Genomic DNA, 15,703 nt, shown 5'->3' with positions numbered 1-15,703 from the left:
TTAAAAATTAATAAGAAAAACCCCACTAACTTGGATAGTGAGGCCTACAATGCTATTTAGGTTTTACTTCCCTTACTTCAATAGGATCAACTATTTGCTCAATTTGATTACGATGCTGTTCTAACCAATTAGGGAGTTTTAATTCCTCTCCAAGGTGTTCAAGTGATTCATCAGTATCAAACCCTGGGACATCTGTAGCTATTTCAAACAAAATACCGCCCCATTCACGGAAGTAAATCGATGTAAAATACTGACGGTCTAAAATATCAGTCGGCTGAAGCCCTTTATCTGAAATATAAGTCCGCCAGTCTTGCTGATCATCGTAGTCATCAGCACGAAAAGCGATATGGTGAACAGTGCCAGCTCCCATCTCACCTCTCGGAAAAGCTTTAACAGGAACGTCGATTTTATTACCAATATCACTTTTTGAACGGTACCTTAAGTACATATCCTCCTCAGCTATCTTTTCAAAACCTAAACCTGACTCTAAAAGATCAGCTGTTTTACGAGGTGAACCTGAGTATAGAACAGCCCCTCCAAAACCTTTTATGGCAACATCTTTCGTTACACCATTAAATTCAAATGTATTTAACGGGCCTTCTTCTCTTTCAACTAGCTCTAATTTAAGACCATGTGGATCTTCAAATTTTAAATATTCTTCATTGAACCGTGTTTCTTTCTCAGTTTCTATATGAAACTGGTTAAAGCGCTTTTCCCAAAATGGCATAGCCCCTTTTGGAATAGCGAATGTGGTATATCCAACTTGACCAGAACCAACTCGCCCTTGTGGGATGTTCTTCCAAGGGAAAAATGTCAAAATCGTACCAGGGTTCCCTCGTTCATCACCAAAGTAAAAATGGTATGTGCCAGGATCATCAAAGTTTACCGTTTTCTTCACTAATCTTAAGCCAAGGACCCCTACATAAAAGTCAATATTCTCTTGGGATGGACCAGCAATCGCGGTAATATGATGCACGCCAGCTGTATGTTTATCTGTCATAAGGATGACTCCTTTCAATTTATCTTGAATTCAAGATAATTATAACGCTTGAATTAACTCATTATCAAATAGCCTGTTTATAATTACACATTCTATTCCAAAATAGTAGCTTTTAATTTTTCTAAATCTTTGATAAGTTTATGAAGACTACAGAGATAGGAAGTGATTAAATGGACTTATTTAATGTTAAAGACAAAGTAGTTTTAATTTCCGGTTCAACTAGAGGATTAGGTTTAAGTGTCGCTCAAGGCTTCGCTGACAACGGCGCTATAGTTATTATTAATGGACGGAAACAAAGTGATGTTGATTCAGTTGTTCATGAACTTAAAGAACAGGGAAATCAAGCTAAGGGGTATGCTTTCGATGTTACGGCAAAAGAAGATGTCATAAATAATGTTAATAAAATCGAAAGTGAGGTTGGACCTATTAGCGTTCTAATTAATAACGCTGGAATACATAGACGCAATCCACTTGAGGAGCTAAGCTTGGATGATTGGCAAACAGTTTTAGATGTGAATCTAACATCAGCATTTAATCTTTCGCAAGCCGTCTTTCCTTATATGAAGGAACGTAACCACGGTAAAATTATTAATATAACTTCTCTAAATGCAGAGAAAGCAAGGCCAAATATTGCAAACTATTCTGCCGCGAAAGGCGGACTTAAAATGTTAACAAAATCAATGGCGACAGAATGGGGACCGTATAACATTCAAACAAATGCCATTGGTCCAGGATATTTCCAAACGGATATGACTGAAAAACTTGTACAAGATCCAGACTTTAATCAGTGGGTGAAAAGCGAAGTCCCATTACAACGCTGGGGAGTTCCAGAAGAGTTAATTGGAACAGCCATTTATTTAGCTTCGGACGCATCAAATTATGTCAATGGACATACCATCTATGTTGATGGTGGTTGGCAAGCATCATTATAAGGAATTTAAAACACCCGTATTATGATTCTTTTGAAATCATAATACGGGCTATTTTAATTAAGCCAATCTATCAATTTTGATTAGACCACATTTCGTACGGATGTTGGTCAATTCCATCTGGCGTTATATGTTTAATCTCGATTGACTGATCTTCAATGGGTTTCTTAAGCTCTTCAAGTATGTCAGTGGACGATAATCCATACGGCTGCCCTTGTTCATATGAATAGGCAAAATAAATCTTGTCTATTTTCGCTGAATGCATAGCCGCCATACACATTGGGCAAGGTTGTCCACTTGCGTACATAACGGTTCCTTCTAAAAATGGTGATTTAAGTTTCTCATTAGCTCGTCTAATGACTAGCAATTCTGCATGGGCTGTAATGTCACATGTTTCATTCGTCTCATTTACACCTGTAGAGATGACCTCGCCATCTTTTACTAAGACAGCTCCAAATGGTCTCCCACCATTTTTAACATTATTTTGTGCTAACTCAATTGCCTGGCTTAAATACTTCTCATGTTCCATCCAAACCGCCCCCTATTTCGTTAGCTCGTTAATCGATCGTTGAATCATGTCACGTAGAACAGCTTCATCAACATCATCTAATTTATTGATGTAAATACAAGCTTTTCCCGTTTTATACTTTCCAAATTTCTCTAAGAGGTCTTCCATTTTTTCTATTCCTGACATTAAATATAGACTGAAATTTTGTTTGCGAGGGGAAAATCCTACTAGCATCCATTCGCCTTCGTGGCCTGATTTGTATTTATACTGATACTTTCCAAATCCAATAATGCTGCTTCCCCACATTTTAGCTTCATATCCAGTTGTCTCACTAAACAAGTCCAATAACTTGTATGCATCTTCGCGTTTTTTAGGTTGATCTACGCTTTCAATAAACTCAATAACACTATTATCATTTTGTTTCGTCTTCAGTTCATATGCCATGAAGAAGACCTCCTATATTTTATTCACCTACATAAACGTCTTGATACTCTTCTTTACTGCTAAGTTTTTTCTTCGCATAGGGACATGAAGCAGTGACCTTAAGGTCGTTTTCACGTGCATATTCCACGACTGCTTTAACAAGTTTCCCTGCCATGCCTGTCCCTCTTAATTTTTCCGATACCTCAGTATGGTCAATATCAATTGTCTGATTACCTTTGTCTTCAAACGTTATCATAGCATCTTTACTGTCTGCAGTTCCTACATAAAAGCCTTGATCATCACGTTTAATATCCATTTCATATCACTCCTTTGAGTAAACTTAAACTCATATCTTCAATATATTGATTACGATCCATAAATGTAAATATCGCATACGTTACAACCGCCATAATAGCGATAATGATTATAATGAGAAACACCATTTTCTTCCCATCAAATTTCATGGCACTAACTCCTTCATCACTTTTCTTCTATTTTAACAAGTTGAATTCAATTAACCATTAAAAGCATTTGAATACTCCACAACACCTGATACATTCGTTAATGCTCCTTCTTCTAACTCTAATACCATGAACGCCTCGTCAGGCACATCAAACGGTGGATATATCTCATAGTCAGATGCTTTTTCAAAGCCAAATTTAGGGTAATACTCTGGGTGCCCTAGAACAATGACCGATTTATAACCGTGGGCTTTGGACAACCTTAGTCCTTCAAGACACAATTGATTGCCTATTCCGTTTTTCTGATAATCAGGTAATACGGACACTGGTGCCAAAGCTAGCGAATCATGTTCCTGTTTCCCTTTTATTTTGACTTTTGTAAAAAGGATATGACCTACTATTTTATTAAGCTTCTGATCGATTGCTACCAGAGATAGTTCTGGTACAAAAGCATTCGATTTACGCAAACGATTAACGAGTTCATGTTCATCATGATCACTATTTTCTGCATCAAGAAATGCATCTTTTACGACATTTTCAGTTTCCATATAGTCATTCGGGTGCTCTTGCCTAATTGCAATATCCAAAATAACATCCCCATCTTCATATTTACTAACTATTCTAACATATCGACGAGTGAGTAGCTTTTAATGAAGCGGGTAAGGGAATTGATAAGATAAAACGGTAATCGTTAATAGAATGATTACAAGGTTAATTAAGGAAACCCGATACTCTTTCGCACTTCTTAAATAGATGAATTGTAGAATGATTTGTGCTAGGAAATAGAATAAAACGAATAAAGCTAAAACTTTCCAAAAATCTCCTAAAGAAATGCTCTGCATAAAAAAAGTCGTAAAAATAGTTACGCCCACACTTAAGACATTCGTCATAATTTTATAAGGCTTGGGTAATTCTTCTCGTTCAACTTTAGGTATCCCCGTCCAATACCTCACGAATTTATCAATCAGCACAATCCCAATGACAGTGACTATGAAGATAAAAATAAACAGCTGATTCCCATTTCTGATTCGATCCAGGTCATAAATATATAGATTATCTATAGTATCATTAGCTAGCAATTTACCTGATTCAGAATGTAGTTTTACTTCAACAGCACCTTGATCAATGGCTGTAATAAATTGTTGTTTATCAATAGTACTTTTTAGTTGATATGAAACTGAATAAAAGCTTTCAGCCTGATGATCTATTTCAACAAACTCCTTTGCTACTTCATCACTACCAGGGTAGCCCCCATAAATAGTTGGTTCACCATCTATTTGATTTGCAAGCCACTCATTATGTATATCAACTTCAAATTCAGCCATAATCGGTTCGTTTGTATGGTTTTCTATGTATAACCTTAAGGTTAAATCGTCTAACCATGACGTGACTTTCGTATCGTCTTGAAACGTAATAGCCCCTTCATCTTCAGCACAGCCCATAAATCCTAACAATAAGATTAATAACCACCAAATTCCTCGCATCAAATCCCTACTTTTGTATCACTAAAATTTGTATTCTAAGAGATATTGTAACATGGAAATATTAGTAATAGATTTACTTATAATAAAAAAAGAAAGTCCTTATTTGGACTTTCTAGGTTAATCTATTAATGATTCGATAGACTCGCATTAGGTTTATTATGAACAGCTAATCGCTCAACAAGCTTTGAACTATCCTCGTTAAGACCAGTAATATCTACTTGTTTACCATGTTCTCGATGCTTCAACACTATTTTATCTATAGTGGCAACAGCAGAATCGTCCCAAATATGAGCCTGAGTAAAATCAATTTGAACGTTCTTAACATCTGCTTTGTAATCAACTTGCTTTAAAAGATTTTCTACAGAGGCAAAGAACACTTGACCTTTAATTCGGTAGACTAATGTTTCCGTTTCTTCATTAATAAATTTCTCTACTTTTATAGAAGAAATTTTGGCAACAAAGAATATAGCACTTAATATAACACCTGCTAAGACACCTTTAGATAAATCATGGGTTTTAACCACTGTAACGACAGTGACGATCATGACCGCTGCGTCTGTTTTTGGCATGACATGGATATTCTTAAGTGAAGCCCAGTCAAATGTTCCAATTGAAACCATGATCATCACACCAACCAGTACAGCCATTGGAATCTGTACAAGCAAGTCTTGAAAAACAATGATCAGTAACATTAGGAACACACCAGCTGTAAGTGCTGATAACCTTCCTCGTCCACCTGATTTAACGTTAATGACAGACTGACCAATCATGGCACAACCAGCCATTCCACCGAAAAATCCTGAGACAACATTAGCCATCCCTTGTCCGCGCGCTTCCTTATTTTTATCACTAGGTGTATCCGTCATATCATCAACGATTTGACTTGTGAGTAATGATTCAAGTAGTCCTACAAAAGCTAACGCTAAAGATACCGGGAAGATGATTTGTAAGGTTTCAAATGTTAACGGAATATCAGGAATTAAGAAGATTGGTAACGTGCTCGTAAGCTCTCCCATATCTCCTACTGTTTTAACATTAAGACCTGTTGTCATCACAATGATGGTCATGACAACAATAGCGACTAAAGGCGCTGGTACGGCGCGAGTGATGCGCGGGAATAGATAAATAATCGCCAGTGACCCAATCACTAATAAATACATCGGCCAACTTTCGCCTGAAAAGTGCGTCAGCTGTGATGTGAAAATTAAAATCGCAAGCGCGTTCACAAAGCCTAACATAACCGAACGGGGAATAAACTTCATAATTTGGCCGACTTTTAAATAACCTAATATGATTTGCAAGATACCCGTTAAAATCGTGGCCGCTAATAAATACTGCAAACCGTATTCAGCGACTAACGTCACCATTAATAACGCCATGGCGCCTGTGGCAGCGGAGATCATACCGGGACGTCCGCCTAAAAATGCAATGACCACAGCTATACAAAAGGAAGCGTAAAGCCCAACCATCGGGTCAACACCCGCAATAATTGAGAATGCAATGGCTTCAGGGATTAATGCCATGGCAACAACCATCCCTGCTAATACATCATTCTTCACGTTTCCAAACCAATTATTTTTGATTGTTTGGATGTTCAATCGTGCACCTCTTTTCTATTATTCTAAAACTTGTGCACTGTCCATAACAGTGCTTACGACAAGAACGAAAGTGATTATACCACGTGATTGATTGTAATCATAATCGCATGTAAGCGTATGCTTTATTGAAATACTCCTATTTACTTTAATATTCTACTATTTACTACCCAATTTAAGATATTAATATAAACGTATACCTATATATCTTTAGAATGATAAAATAAAGACAATAAATAAAAAGGGGACATGAAAGTGTACAAGCAAATACTATTAGCCGCTGATGGTTCAGAACACTCGATCCGAACGGCAAAACATGCAGTTGAATTAGCTAGTTTACAAGAAAAAGCTCAAATCACCGTTATTTACGTGATTGATAGTGATACTTCTAAACATGATGTGTTAGAGGTCGGTGATCAACAAACTGTTGAAGCAAAAAGACAAAGCCGTTTAAAACCGATCGAGGATATTTTAGAGCAAGCGCACGTTGACTATGAAGTTGAAATAACAAAAGGGGAACCTGGACCTACGATTGTAAAGTTTGCTAACGAACATAATTTTGATTTAGTTATTATCGGAAGCCGTGGCTTAAACGTGCTACAAGAAATGGTTTTGGGTAGTGTCAGTCACAAAGTGGCAAAGCGCGCAAAATGTCCAGTTATGATTGTTAAGTAGTTAACATAAAAAAAGCTACCGAAATAAATCGGTAGCTCGAGGTCATCTCACCTCTTTAAATGTTCTCTTTTTTTAAATGAGAAAACGGTTAAAAACAATGATACAAACACTAGTCCAAAGCCTAATGTTTGCCATCCAGTTAGAGCCTCCTCGAATACGACCACTCCAACTAATACCGCAACTACAATTTCAATAGAAGACAGGATCGTTGCTTTACTTGATTCAATATAGGATAAACCAATTGTGTAAATCAAATAAGCAAGTACTGTTGAAATAATCACAATACCAAATAAATTCAACCAAACGTCTCCATTTAAGAATTGATGCTTGTGCTGCCAAATTTGACTAGTTGGCAGTAAAAATACGCTCCCACATAGCATCGCATAAAACGTAATCGTAAACGGATGATACCACCTGCTTACATTTTTCCCTAACAAACTATAAGTTGAACAGAAAAAGCCAGCTAACAACCCGAACATAACTGTTTTTAATGTTAAGGAAAATTCACCAAGCGGTATGAATTTGATTGCAAATGCACTTCCTATGATAGTTAGTATAATCGCTGAAATTTTAGCTAGAGTTAAAGATTCTTTGAAAAGAATTTTTGCGATGATAGCTGCGAAGACTGGAGAGGTGTAGACAAAGACGACTGCAACTGAAAGTGATGATAATTCCATGACTTGAAAATAGAACCAATTGAAGAAGCTGATACTAAAGAGACCCAAACCTATAAAATAAGGTAAGTCTATTAGTCTAATCTTTAAATAACTTCTTGCCATGGTCCACAACAAGATCAATAAGATGAGACTCGACATAGTTAAGCGTAGGGTGACGACTTGCCAAGGAGAAAAACCAAAGGCATATAGATTTTGCACGAACAATCCAGTTAATCCCCAAAATGACGCACCTAGTACCACCATGCCATAAGCGATCGTTTGATTCATTCTCATCGTAAAACCCTCCCTTTTCTCTCTATCTATCAGGTTCAGGTTAAACTACTAAGAGTTTGTTCTGGCGAGTTAATCTTACAACGCTTTTCCATATAAAGCAATCTTAAACTATTTCCAATATATATTATGTAGATAAGGGAAGATATATTGTATAAAATAATGCCTCAGCTGGTGAACTGTTCATATCCGAGTGCAATTTGTTCGTATTCGAAGCCTTACTGTTCATATTTGAAGCCAAAGTGTTCGCATCCGAGGGGGATTTGTTCGCGTCAGCCGACGAACTGTCCGCATTCGAAGCTGAAGTGTTCGCATTCGAGAGAAAACTGTCCGCATCCGTGAGAAAACACTGGGCCGACTAAACTGATATAAAGGAAAATACAAGTCTAGCTAATAAAAAAAGAACCAATCCCATTGAATTGGTTCTTTTCACCCTAGTTTATTCTGTCAATCCTGGTTGTACTCCATCAGGTATTGGACTCACATATTTTTCTTTTCCCGCGATTTTGCCGTGTTCTTCTTTTGCCTTTTTTAAAAGCTCTGGATCCTTCATAACATCTAGTGCTGTGGCTGCCATAATTTTACCTGCATACAACATCCCTTTATGACCAATTGAAGTGCCCACTTGAGATACGGCTTGCCAAGAATGAAGTGCCGTTCCATTAGCAAAGCATGTCGTTAAAACTTGAGTGGTTGGGGCAATCCAGCTGACGTCCGATACATCTGTCGATCCTGTTGAAGAATCTTGATCTTCTAGACCGATAACCTCATCTGTTAATGCTAATCCTTCAATCCCTTTCGCCCATAAGGTGTTCTTCTCTTCTTCGGATAACGTTTGACGGATTGCTACCGCAAAAGCTGTCTCATCTTTAGAAAACTTCGGTGGATCTAGTTTGCGCAGGTTTTCATCTAACACTGCATCTAATGTATGATTCTCTATCATGTCTGAAGAGCCACTATCAAAAACAATCTCTAGTTCCGTTTCAGTCATTAATGCTGCACCTTCAGCGATTTTACATACGCGTTCGTAAATACTCTGAACTTGAGAAACTCTTGGTGCTCTAATTAAATAAAGAACCTCAGCGTTAGATTGAACGACGTTCGGCGCATCACCACCTGTGTTTGTTACAGCATAGTGAACGCGAGCTTCAGGAATAATATGCTCTCTAAGATAATTCACCCCGATATTCATAAGCTCAACGGCATCAAGCGCACTTCTTCCTAAATGCGGGCTCGCTGCAGCATGAGCCGATCGGCCTTTAAATCTAAAATAAACTTGATTTATAGCTAATACATCCATCTTAAAAACAGAATTAATTGGAGCTGGATGCCAACATAATGCAAAGTCTAAATCATCAAAGATGCCCGCTTTTGCCATAAAAGCTTTTCCGTCCCCAAACTCTTCAGCAGGGCAACCGAAATATTTTACTGTACCAATCACATTGTTTTCTTCCATATAATCTTTGACTGCGACCGCTGCAGCAAACGAACCAGTTCCAAGCAAGTTATGGCCACATCCATGACCATTTCCACCTGAGGCAATTGGTTTATATTCAGCTATTCCTTTTTCCTGGCTAAGACTAGGAAGCGCATCATACTCTCCTAGAAAACCAACAATAGGTTTTGCGCTACCAAATGTGGCAACAAAAGCAGTCTCAATCCCACACACACCACGTTCAACTTCAAAGCCTTGTTCCTCGAGTTTAGAGATAATGTATTCTGAGGAATGCTTTTCTAAAAAAGCCGTTTCCGCGAACTCCCAAATTCGATCACTCATGTCAGTGAACAGGTCACTTTTTTCCTCAATCAAACGATGGACGGCTTGGATATGCGACATCTAATCACTCCTTATGAATAAATTCCAAAAAAGTCTGTAGCAAACAAAAGTACGATAAACGTAATATAAACAGTAATATTTGAGATCGAGACGATAAACCGTTTAGATTCCCGTGCGTACTTCCATTCCATAAGTAAATCAATGGTCGAGCTTAAAATTGGATATAAAATGATTAGAGTAATCGGAATGAATACTATTAAAAACCCAACGATATAAAGACTAAATAAAATCACTAAAATTATTAGATATATCATTAAAAACTGTCTATACCGTTTTTTATGTTGATCGTTAATAAAGCGTTCTTTACGTATTTCGATTTTAAACATTTTAGTTAAAATCATTTCTACGATAAACGCTGATATAAATAAGGCTGAAAAAATCAAAAGAAGATCAATAAAGTTCATATGTACAACTCCTACATGTCGTTATTTCGAATACGTTTTATATATTCACGCACGTGCTGTTCTTCACTTTCATTATAGATGAAACCTAAGCGCTCTGCACAGGAAACAGCGGTGTCGTGAAACAGGTCTCCCATCATTTCTAGTGCTTGCCAAATCTCTTCTAAATGAGCTTTTGGAAAAGTGTCTATTAATCTATTCCACGTCGGTTCATCTAATAAATCCTTTAGATCTTTACTGAATTTACCTGTACTGATCTTAAAATCGTAATCAATCGCAATCGACCAGTCTAGCATGTTCATTAATGCGTGACGGAGAGGTCCTTCTAAAACACCTTTTGCATAGAGTACTTCCTCTCGCCAAAGCCCTTTGGCCACATAAGGCGTAACCCACCAAAATTCATTACAAGTTGCTTGAAACTCTTTTTCACTAGGCTTCGGAACATGATAGTCACGATCAGATGGTGGTGGTAGTTCAGGCGTCAAGCCATCCTTATCTAGTAAAATTTCTGTTAAACTTTCAGTCGCTTTCATAATGCCAGATACTTTGTTAGTAGGTACGAGATTTAGATCAATCCTGTTACCATCTTGAAATTGCATTAAGTAAGTTAGGGCATGATTTTCATTTTGCCATGGTGATGGGCTTGGTTTTTGCATAATGACTCTCTCACCAAAACGATCGATCCAGTCAGTATCTTCTTGAAAACTATCGATCTCTTTTACTGCAAAAACGACATCAAAGTCCTGCATGATGTCACGCTTAACATTTGGATTGACGCGTGAACCATTCATCCAAACCGCTCGAATTCGATCGTCTTCTTGAGCTGTCCCTAGAATTAAATCCATCATTTCTGTTTCGTTGCGCATGTATTACTTCCTTTCAATGTCATAATCGATTTTTAGAAATGGTAATCCAAACAACCACATGCGGTGTACAGCTTTAAGCTTTCCTCGTTTAATTTCCCATACTTCAAACCGTTCGTTTATAGGTAGTTTCATAACATATTCTCGAAAAGCGAGGTAAATCCCTACTTCTTCACTTGATAAAATGAGGCGACCTTCATGCTGGTGAAGATTCAATATACCAATCATGGTAGACCAAGGTAGTGGCAAGGCAATATTCATATAGGTGTTTTCACCATCTGTGTGCTCTGAATATAAAGCAACGAATGTTGTATCCCCTTTAATCTTTCTAACCCAAGCCCTAACACGTTTTCTTGAATCTAGTTCAGGTTTTAATAGATGAATACCACCATCCATCTCAACCCTTTTACTAGATAGAGGTAAATTGATTTGTTGTGTGTGACGGCTTAGCATCTTATAAATCGCTGCAAATGGTTTAAACCAAGAATGCCATTTAACTTTAGCCCAAAGCCGGTAATCTGATGTATTTTCATAAAAATCTTTAATCGTAGGAGCAAGGTTTAGTTGGTAAATATCCATATGATCTACAAGACCATTAACTGATGACTCACTTGTGATTTTCCCCTTTAAAAAGTCTTCTCCTATCATAAATTCCCCGCGAAGTTCACTCACTGGAAACCTGGACTTTTGATCAGCTTGCTTTGGCGTAAACATTGATGTCATAATTGTGCCAGCACCTGCAAATAATACGGCATTCGTCACACCATGAAATTTAAGCATAAAGTCAATCGTAACCGTTGAATTGCCTGACCAATTCCCGTACGCATATAAAAGAGAAAAGATAATCGACACGCCAATTGCGATAAACGTGATCCGAAAAAGCCACTTTTGAGCTGGTCCTATAAATTTTATAAAAAAAGTAAGACCTATTAAACTATAAATCGCAAAGATATAAACTAAAACAGATAAAAGCTCAAGTGTTGTTGAAAACGTAATACCTAGAGCGACTAATACAATGGCTACTATGACCGACCATGCTGCCCACTTATATAACTTAGGCTTACCCAACCTGCCTAATAGCCCCGTAAAAATAGGAAGTAGAAATCCAGCATAGTGAAAGTGAATAGCTGTTAACCAAGTAATGATTGGACTAAAACCAGTATTAATTCCCGCTTCATAAGCTAAAAACCATATACCTCCAATCGCAAGAAACACCATGGCGACATCTATTAAAATTTCTTCAATATGAGTAAATCCTCTATGTAAAAATCGATTGAAGCCCTTGAAAGCAATTAAAATAGTATACAATAAGTAAACTGCCGCCAAAAATGCGTGCCAATGAGTATCAGGTGTGACCTGAATGAGTATAACGGATAAATACGCAAGCATCGCTATCCAAATAACGATTTTGCTAGATTGTCCGATTGATGCAAGAACGATTGGCACAAATACTAGCTGAGCTGTTGTTAGGATTAAATAATACCACTCATGTGGTGTGATCAGGGCGATAACTCCCAACACAACAATATTGATGAGTCCTAATTTATGTAAGGTCTTCACTTGTAAATTCCCCTTTATAATGAAAAAGTTGTCCAAGGATTGGGTTATTTACCTGAACGGAGATCCCAAACTTCTCTTTTTCATCATGATAATCTTCTTTGACAGTTGCCACCCCTTGAAACCATTTCGGTAATGGAACCTCAATGGATCCTATGACGAGTCGTTGTTTTAATGAACGGATGAGTAACGCTCCATCTTCAACACTAAAGACTAAATCAGAATACATCAAAGGTGGTTCCCCCAAATAATCCTTAATTACAAGACGTTCTTCATCGAGGCTCATCAGCGCGTTAAAATACCTTGTCTGATGAGGAAAATAAAATGCCCGCTCCCAGTAAATCTGCTTACCGTTTGAGCGTGGTGTATTGTTAATCATAAACGGAACTTGACTACCTTGTTCAGGGAAAAGAAGCTTGCGCTTTGTTAAGAGCTTCATCATAGGTTTTAAAAACCATGGCGCTCCTTTGATGTCAAGCATAACTCCTTTACCAGTCACAGGTTTCGTAGACATCAAGGCATATCTTTTTTGTAGCATAGAGTGAAGCTGATTAAATTCATCTCCTAAAACTTGCTTATAAATCGACATATGGACTCCTCAATCCGGTTTTCTTTTGCAATTCTTTGCTGTTGGTACATCTTTACTGACTAATAACCCAATGGCAGAAAAGACAACTAAAGCGAAATTAAACGTCAGCGGATTAAACGGATGTATTAAGTTAGCTGGTTCTGCAATGGCAGCTGATAAAGCCAGTAAAGGAAAAACGATTAATTGCAACTTTAATAAATGTTCTTTTTTAGGATAGAACAGCCAACTTAACCCGATAATTATTTCACCAGCGCCGACAACATAATTTAACCAAATCGCCTGAGATTCTGATATCGGCAAAGCACCTGTTGTCATTGAGACCTCTGTTGGGTGCATGAATAAGATTTTAGGGACAAGCCCGTGATACGTCCAGACGATAAAAAATAAAATAGCAATAAGCCATGTACTAAAAAACCGAACATACTGTACTGAAGGTGTTTCTCCTGTTTCAAGCCATCGCCGGGCTACGTCAAAGCTAAGTGCTGTTGCCCAGCCCATCATAGGGCGAAAGAATAAATCAATTAAGTTACCTACTTTTCCCCAGTTTGTGCTGTACTGATACTGAGTTAAAAATTGGATTGTTCCATTAGGCTGAGGATTGTACTTCCAGTAGCCTCTTCCTTCCTTGATCAATGATAACTTTTGCTTCGTTCCGAAATGTAGTGAAGATGTTTTGGAGCCATCTTTTGCATCTGCATCATGTGTTCCAATACTCTTCCCCCACCCTTTTATAGCAAGGCCAAATCCTATATTCGTCTTATATGTAAAGAGTTGCGGTTTGTCATCTTGTTTAGGTAAATAGGTTATTGAAGAAAATCTTAAATCCCATTTCTCATGCTCGTCAGGTGTTTGCGTCACGCGCCAAAGCTTGTCCATCTCTGACTTAATAGGAATTTCAACGTATATTGGATTCTTCGCCATAAAACCCCTCCTCGTCTACTTATCTCTATTCTACCATTCTATTCAATTGAAGGATGTTTGACGTTCTATCTCGTATATTTAATATAAAGGAGATGCTGCTCATGCGAGGTAGAGAGTTAACTAAAGTGGTAAAGCTTTGTGATGGGAATGGTGAGTTAAACTCTAACAGCATTGGATGGGCTCGTCATCCCATCGTTTATTGTAATGTTCAAGGAAGCTTTTTACGTAAAAAGAAATGGAATTATTGGTGTATGACAAGTCCGGATGCGTTATTTTCCATTACCGTTTCACACCTAGACTATGTAGCCGTTATATTTGTTTATGTATTTGACCTTAAAACGATGAAGTTTAATGAGCAATCCGTCCTAATCCCTTTTGGACGTTTTGTTAATATGCCAGATAATGTTAATGATCCTATTTACGTTGAACATAAAGGAATTCGCGTGAGTCTTCAAGATACCAATATAAACGTATACTGGCCGAATTTTTATGAAAGCAAGCCATTACAGGCCCAATTTTCGATTAAAAAAGAACCCGAGCAAGAATCGTTAAACGTCGTCATACCTTGGGGCAAAAATCAGTTTCAATTCACGTCAAAACAAGTGGGACTGCCCGTACAAGGTAAAGTAAATTGGTCACAAGGAGAATATGTTTTTAATTCTAATCAGTCATTTGCAACGCTAGATTTCGGCAGAGGCAAATGGCCTTACCGTTCAACTTGGAATTGGGGAGCCGCTTCAGGTTACTCAGATAATCATAAAGTTGGATTGAACCTTGGTGGCCAGTGGACTGAAGGTACTGGGCAAACAGAAAATGGTATAACCATCGATCATCGATTACATAAAGTTCATGATGAATTAGATTGGATCTATGACCAACAGAACTATATGAAACCTTGGATTATTCAAACTCCAAATAGTCATCAAGTAAAACTCATGTTCGAACCGATTTTTGAACGCGTTTCGAGAACCAATGCCTTGATTATACAATCAGAAGTCCACCAGATGTTTGGTTATTATCATGGAACCATTGAAACCGATCTGGGCCACAGTATTGAAGTTAATAAGATATTTGGCTGGGCAGAAGACCATAAAGCTCGTTGGTAGGCTTAATATCTGATATTGGCGTGCTATCTGGTAGCCATAAAAGTCTTTGTTTCCACAAATATAAAAGAGGTTAGAACAAAAGTAATATAGCTTTTCTATAAACGAATATTGAGTGTTGTTAGCGTAGTCAAAATGCAAGACTCCTGGTCGGCTAAGGTCGGCCACGTCCTGTGGCCAACGCCGACACTAGATCGTCCAGATCGTCGCAGAACAGCACGAGCTGAAAATCACGCCAAACGAACGGGAGTGCGTTTGGGGAAGCCCGCGCCGTGCCTGCGGAAAGCGAATCATTTTGACGCAGCTCATAAAAGTTATCACAACAAGAGCACCTCATGGGATCTTTTCCACCAGATGCAATAACCTTCTCACGATAAGTTCTTTTTGTTAAGGATTTCTTTATTTTAACT

Annotated in this window: 18 protein-coding genes and 1 pseudogene; 3 read left to right on the top strand and 16 right to left on the bottom strand. The window is 37.8% G+C overall.

Annotated features, from left to right (window positions below; translation table 11 throughout):
• Positions 1 to 52: 52 nt before the first annotated feature.
• Complete coding sequence (locus ACFSW4_RS02800; protein ID WP_377327321.1) at positions 53 to 1,000, bottom strand: ring-cleaving dioxygenase; 948 nt, start codon at positions 998 to 1,000, stop codon at positions 53 to 55.
• 170 nt (positions 1,001 to 1,170) lie between these two features.
• Here ACFSW4_RS02800 and ACFSW4_RS02795 point away from each other — a divergent pair, with 170 nt between their 5' ends.
• Positions 1,171 to 1,932, top strand: a complete 762-nt coding sequence (locus tag ACFSW4_RS02795; RefSeq protein WP_054752247.1) for an SDR family oxidoreductase — start codon at positions 1,171 to 1,173, stop codon at positions 1,930 to 1,932.
• A gap of 70 nt (positions 1,933 to 2,002) precedes the next feature.
• On the opposite strand, the gene ACFSW4_RS02790 is transcribed toward ACFSW4_RS02795, so the two are convergent.
• The 7 genes from ACFSW4_RS02790 to ACFSW4_RS02760 form a co-directional block, all read right to left on the bottom strand.
• Positions 2,003 to 2,458, bottom strand: a complete 456-nt coding sequence (locus ACFSW4_RS02790; protein ID WP_377327319.1) for a nucleoside deaminase — start codon at positions 2,456 to 2,458, stop codon at positions 2,003 to 2,005.
• Between the two features lie 12 nt (positions 2,459 to 2,470).
• Positions 2,471 to 2,881, bottom strand: a complete 411-nt coding sequence (locus ACFSW4_RS02785; protein WP_377327317.1) for a DUF1801 domain-containing protein — start codon at positions 2,879 to 2,881, stop codon at positions 2,471 to 2,473.
• Between the two features lie 19 nt (positions 2,882 to 2,900).
• Positions 2,901 to 3,176 (bottom strand): GNAT family N-acetyltransferase, encoded by a 276-nt coding sequence (locus ACFSW4_RS02780; RefSeq protein ID WP_377327315.1) that lies wholly within the window; start codon positions 3,174 to 3,176, stop codon positions 2,901 to 2,903.
• A 1-nt stretch (position 3,177) separates the two neighbouring features.
• Positions 3,178 to 3,324 (bottom strand): hypothetical protein, encoded by a 147-nt coding sequence (locus ACFSW4_RS02775; protein WP_279401336.1) that lies wholly within the window; start codon positions 3,322 to 3,324, stop codon positions 3,178 to 3,180.
• A gap of 50 nt (positions 3,325 to 3,374) precedes the next feature.
• Positions 3,375 to 3,908 carry a GNAT family N-acetyltransferase gene (locus ACFSW4_RS02770; protein WP_279401337.1) on the bottom strand — a complete coding sequence of 178 codons (534 nt, stop codon included), beginning with the start codon at positions 3,906 to 3,908 and terminating at the stop codon, positions 3,375 to 3,377.
• Positions 3,909 to 3,968: 60 nt separating this feature from the next.
• The gene (locus tag ACFSW4_RS02765) at positions 3,969 to 4,805 is read right to left on the bottom strand and encodes a hypothetical protein (protein WP_377327313.1); all 837 of its coding nucleotides are present in this window, start codon (positions 4,803 to 4,805) and stop codon (positions 3,969 to 3,971) included.
• A gap of 125 nt (positions 4,806 to 4,930) precedes the next feature.
• Entirely contained in the window at positions 4,931 to 6,403 is a 1,473-nt protein-coding gene (locus ACFSW4_RS02760; protein ID WP_054752252.1) for a SulP family inorganic anion transporter, read from the bottom strand.
• 252 nt (positions 6,404 to 6,655) lie between these two features.
• Here ACFSW4_RS02760 and ACFSW4_RS02755 point away from each other — a divergent pair, with 252 nt between their 5' ends.
• Positions 6,656 to 7,075 carry a universal stress protein gene (locus tag ACFSW4_RS02755; RefSeq protein ID WP_377327311.1) on the top strand — a complete coding sequence of 140 codons (420 nt, stop codon included), beginning with the start codon at positions 6,656 to 6,658 and terminating at the stop codon, positions 7,073 to 7,075.
• A gap of 47 nt (positions 7,076 to 7,122) precedes the next feature.
• On the opposite strand, the gene ACFSW4_RS02750 is transcribed toward ACFSW4_RS02755, so the two are convergent.
• The 7 genes from ACFSW4_RS02750 to ACFSW4_RS02720 form a co-directional block, all read right to left on the bottom strand.
• Positions 7,123 to 8,025 carry a DMT family transporter gene (locus ACFSW4_RS02750; protein ID WP_054752254.1) on the bottom strand — a complete coding sequence of 301 codons (903 nt, stop codon included), beginning with the start codon at positions 8,023 to 8,025 and terminating at the stop codon, positions 7,123 to 7,125.
• 436 nt (positions 8,026 to 8,461) lie between these two features.
• The gene (locus ACFSW4_RS02745; protein WP_377327309.1) at positions 8,462 to 9,859 is read right to left on the bottom strand and encodes a M20 family metallopeptidase; all 1,398 of its coding nucleotides are present in this window, start codon (positions 9,857 to 9,859) and stop codon (positions 8,462 to 8,464) included.
• An 11-nt stretch (positions 9,860 to 9,870) separates the two neighbouring features.
• The gene (locus tag ACFSW4_RS02740; RefSeq protein WP_377327307.1) at positions 9,871 to 10,263 is read right to left on the bottom strand and encodes a DUF4181 domain-containing protein; all 393 of its coding nucleotides are present in this window, start codon (positions 10,261 to 10,263) and stop codon (positions 9,871 to 9,873) included.
• Between the two features lie 11 nt (positions 10,264 to 10,274).
• On the bottom strand, positions 10,275 to 11,126 hold the full coding sequence (locus ACFSW4_RS02735) for an aminoglycoside 6-adenylyltransferase (RefSeq protein ID WP_054752256.1): 852 nt from the start codon (positions 11,124 to 11,126) through the stop codon (positions 10,275 to 10,277).
• Between the two features lie 3 nt (positions 11,127 to 11,129).
• A complete protein-coding gene (locus ACFSW4_RS02730) occupies positions 11,130 to 12,683 on the bottom strand; it encodes a YndJ family protein (RefSeq protein ID WP_377327305.1) in 1,554 nt (517 codons plus the stop codon).
• Positions 12,667 to 13,269, bottom strand: coding sequence for a DUF4166 domain-containing protein (locus ACFSW4_RS02725; protein WP_054752264.1), 603 nt, complete (start codon positions 13,267 to 13,269; stop codon positions 12,667 to 12,669). The genes ACFSW4_RS02730 and ACFSW4_RS02725 overlap by 17 nt, the downstream gene beginning before the upstream one ends.
• 9 nt (positions 13,270 to 13,278) lie before the next feature.
• Positions 13,279 to 14,190 (bottom strand): DoxX-like family protein, encoded by a 912-nt coding sequence (locus ACFSW4_RS02720; RefSeq protein ID WP_377327303.1) that lies wholly within the window; start codon positions 14,188 to 14,190, stop codon positions 13,279 to 13,281.
• A 101-nt stretch (positions 14,191 to 14,291) separates the two neighbouring features.
• On the opposite strand from ACFSW4_RS02720, the gene ACFSW4_RS02715 reads away from it, so the two are divergent.
• On the top strand, positions 14,292 to 15,296 hold the full coding sequence (locus ACFSW4_RS02715) for a DUF2804 domain-containing protein (protein ID WP_054752265.1): 1,005 nt from the start codon (positions 14,292 to 14,294) through the stop codon (positions 15,294 to 15,296).
• Positions 15,297 to 15,447: 151 nt separating this feature from the next.
• Here the strand turns inward: ACFSW4_RS02715 and ACFSW4_RS02710 are convergent.
• Positions 15,448 to 15,703, bottom strand: a pseudogene (locus ACFSW4_RS02710) (hypothetical protein); the annotation flags it as partial.

This window comes from Piscibacillus salipiscarius (assembly GCF_042685285.1).
GTDB lineage: Bacteria > Bacillota > Bacilli > Bacillales > Alkalibacillaceae > Piscibacillus > Piscibacillus salipiscarius.
This window is presented reverse-complemented; position numbering and strand designations above follow the sequence as displayed.

What these genes read in the sequence shown, in the direction of transcription:
- ACFSW4_RS02715 (WP_054752265.1), top strand. Translation starts at nt 14,292, where the DNA reads ATGCGAGGTAGAGAGTTAACTAAAGTGGTAAAGCTTTGTGATGGGAAT.
- ACFSW4_RS02735 (WP_054752256.1), bottom strand. Translation starts at nt 11,126, where the DNA reads ATGCGCAACGAAACAGAAATGATGGATTTAATTCTAGGGACAGCTCAA.
- ACFSW4_RS02750 (WP_054752254.1), bottom strand. Translation starts at nt 8,025, where the DNA reads ATGAGAATGAATCAAACGATCGCTTATGGCATGGTGGTACTAGGTGCG.
- ACFSW4_RS02740 (WP_377327307.1), bottom strand. Translation starts at nt 10,263, where the DNA reads ATGAACTTTATTGATCTTCTTTTGATTTTTTCAGCCTTATTTATATCA.
- ACFSW4_RS02765 (WP_377327313.1), bottom strand. Translation starts at nt 4,805, where the DNA reads ATGCGAGGAATTTGGTGGTTATTAATCTTATTGTTAGGATTTATGGGC.
- ACFSW4_RS02800 (WP_377327321.1), bottom strand. Translation starts at nt 1,000, where the DNA reads ATGACAGATAAACATACAGCTGGCGTGCATCATATTACCGCGATTGCT.
- ACFSW4_RS02795 (WP_054752247.1), top strand. Translation starts at nt 1,171, where the DNA reads ATGGACTTATTTAATGTTAAAGACAAAGTAGTTTTAATTTCCGGTTCA.
- ACFSW4_RS02780 (WP_377327315.1), bottom strand. Translation starts at nt 3,176, where the DNA reads ATGGATATTAAACGTGATGATCAAGGCTTTTATGTAGGAACTGCAGAC.
- ACFSW4_RS02790 (WP_377327319.1), bottom strand. Translation starts at nt 2,458, where the DNA reads ATGGAACATGAGAAGTATTTAAGCCAGGCAATTGAGTTAGCACAAAAT.
- ACFSW4_RS02720 (WP_377327303.1), bottom strand. Translation starts at nt 14,190, where the DNA reads ATGGCGAAGAATCCAATATACGTTGAAATTCCTATTAAGTCAGAGATG.
- ACFSW4_RS02775 (WP_279401336.1), bottom strand. Translation starts at nt 3,324, where the DNA reads ATGAAATTTGATGGGAAGAAAATGGTGTTTCTCATTATAATCATTATC.
- ACFSW4_RS02745 (WP_377327309.1), bottom strand. Translation starts at nt 9,859, where the DNA reads ATGTCGCATATCCAAGCCGTCCATCGTTTGATTGAGGAAAAAAGTGAC.
- ACFSW4_RS02785 (WP_377327317.1), bottom strand. Translation starts at nt 2,881, where the DNA reads ATGGCATATGAACTGAAGACGAAACAAAATGATAATAGTGTTATTGAG.
- ACFSW4_RS02725 (WP_054752264.1), bottom strand. Translation starts at nt 13,269, where the DNA reads ATGTCGATTTATAAGCAAGTTTTAGGAGATGAATTTAATCAGCTTCAC.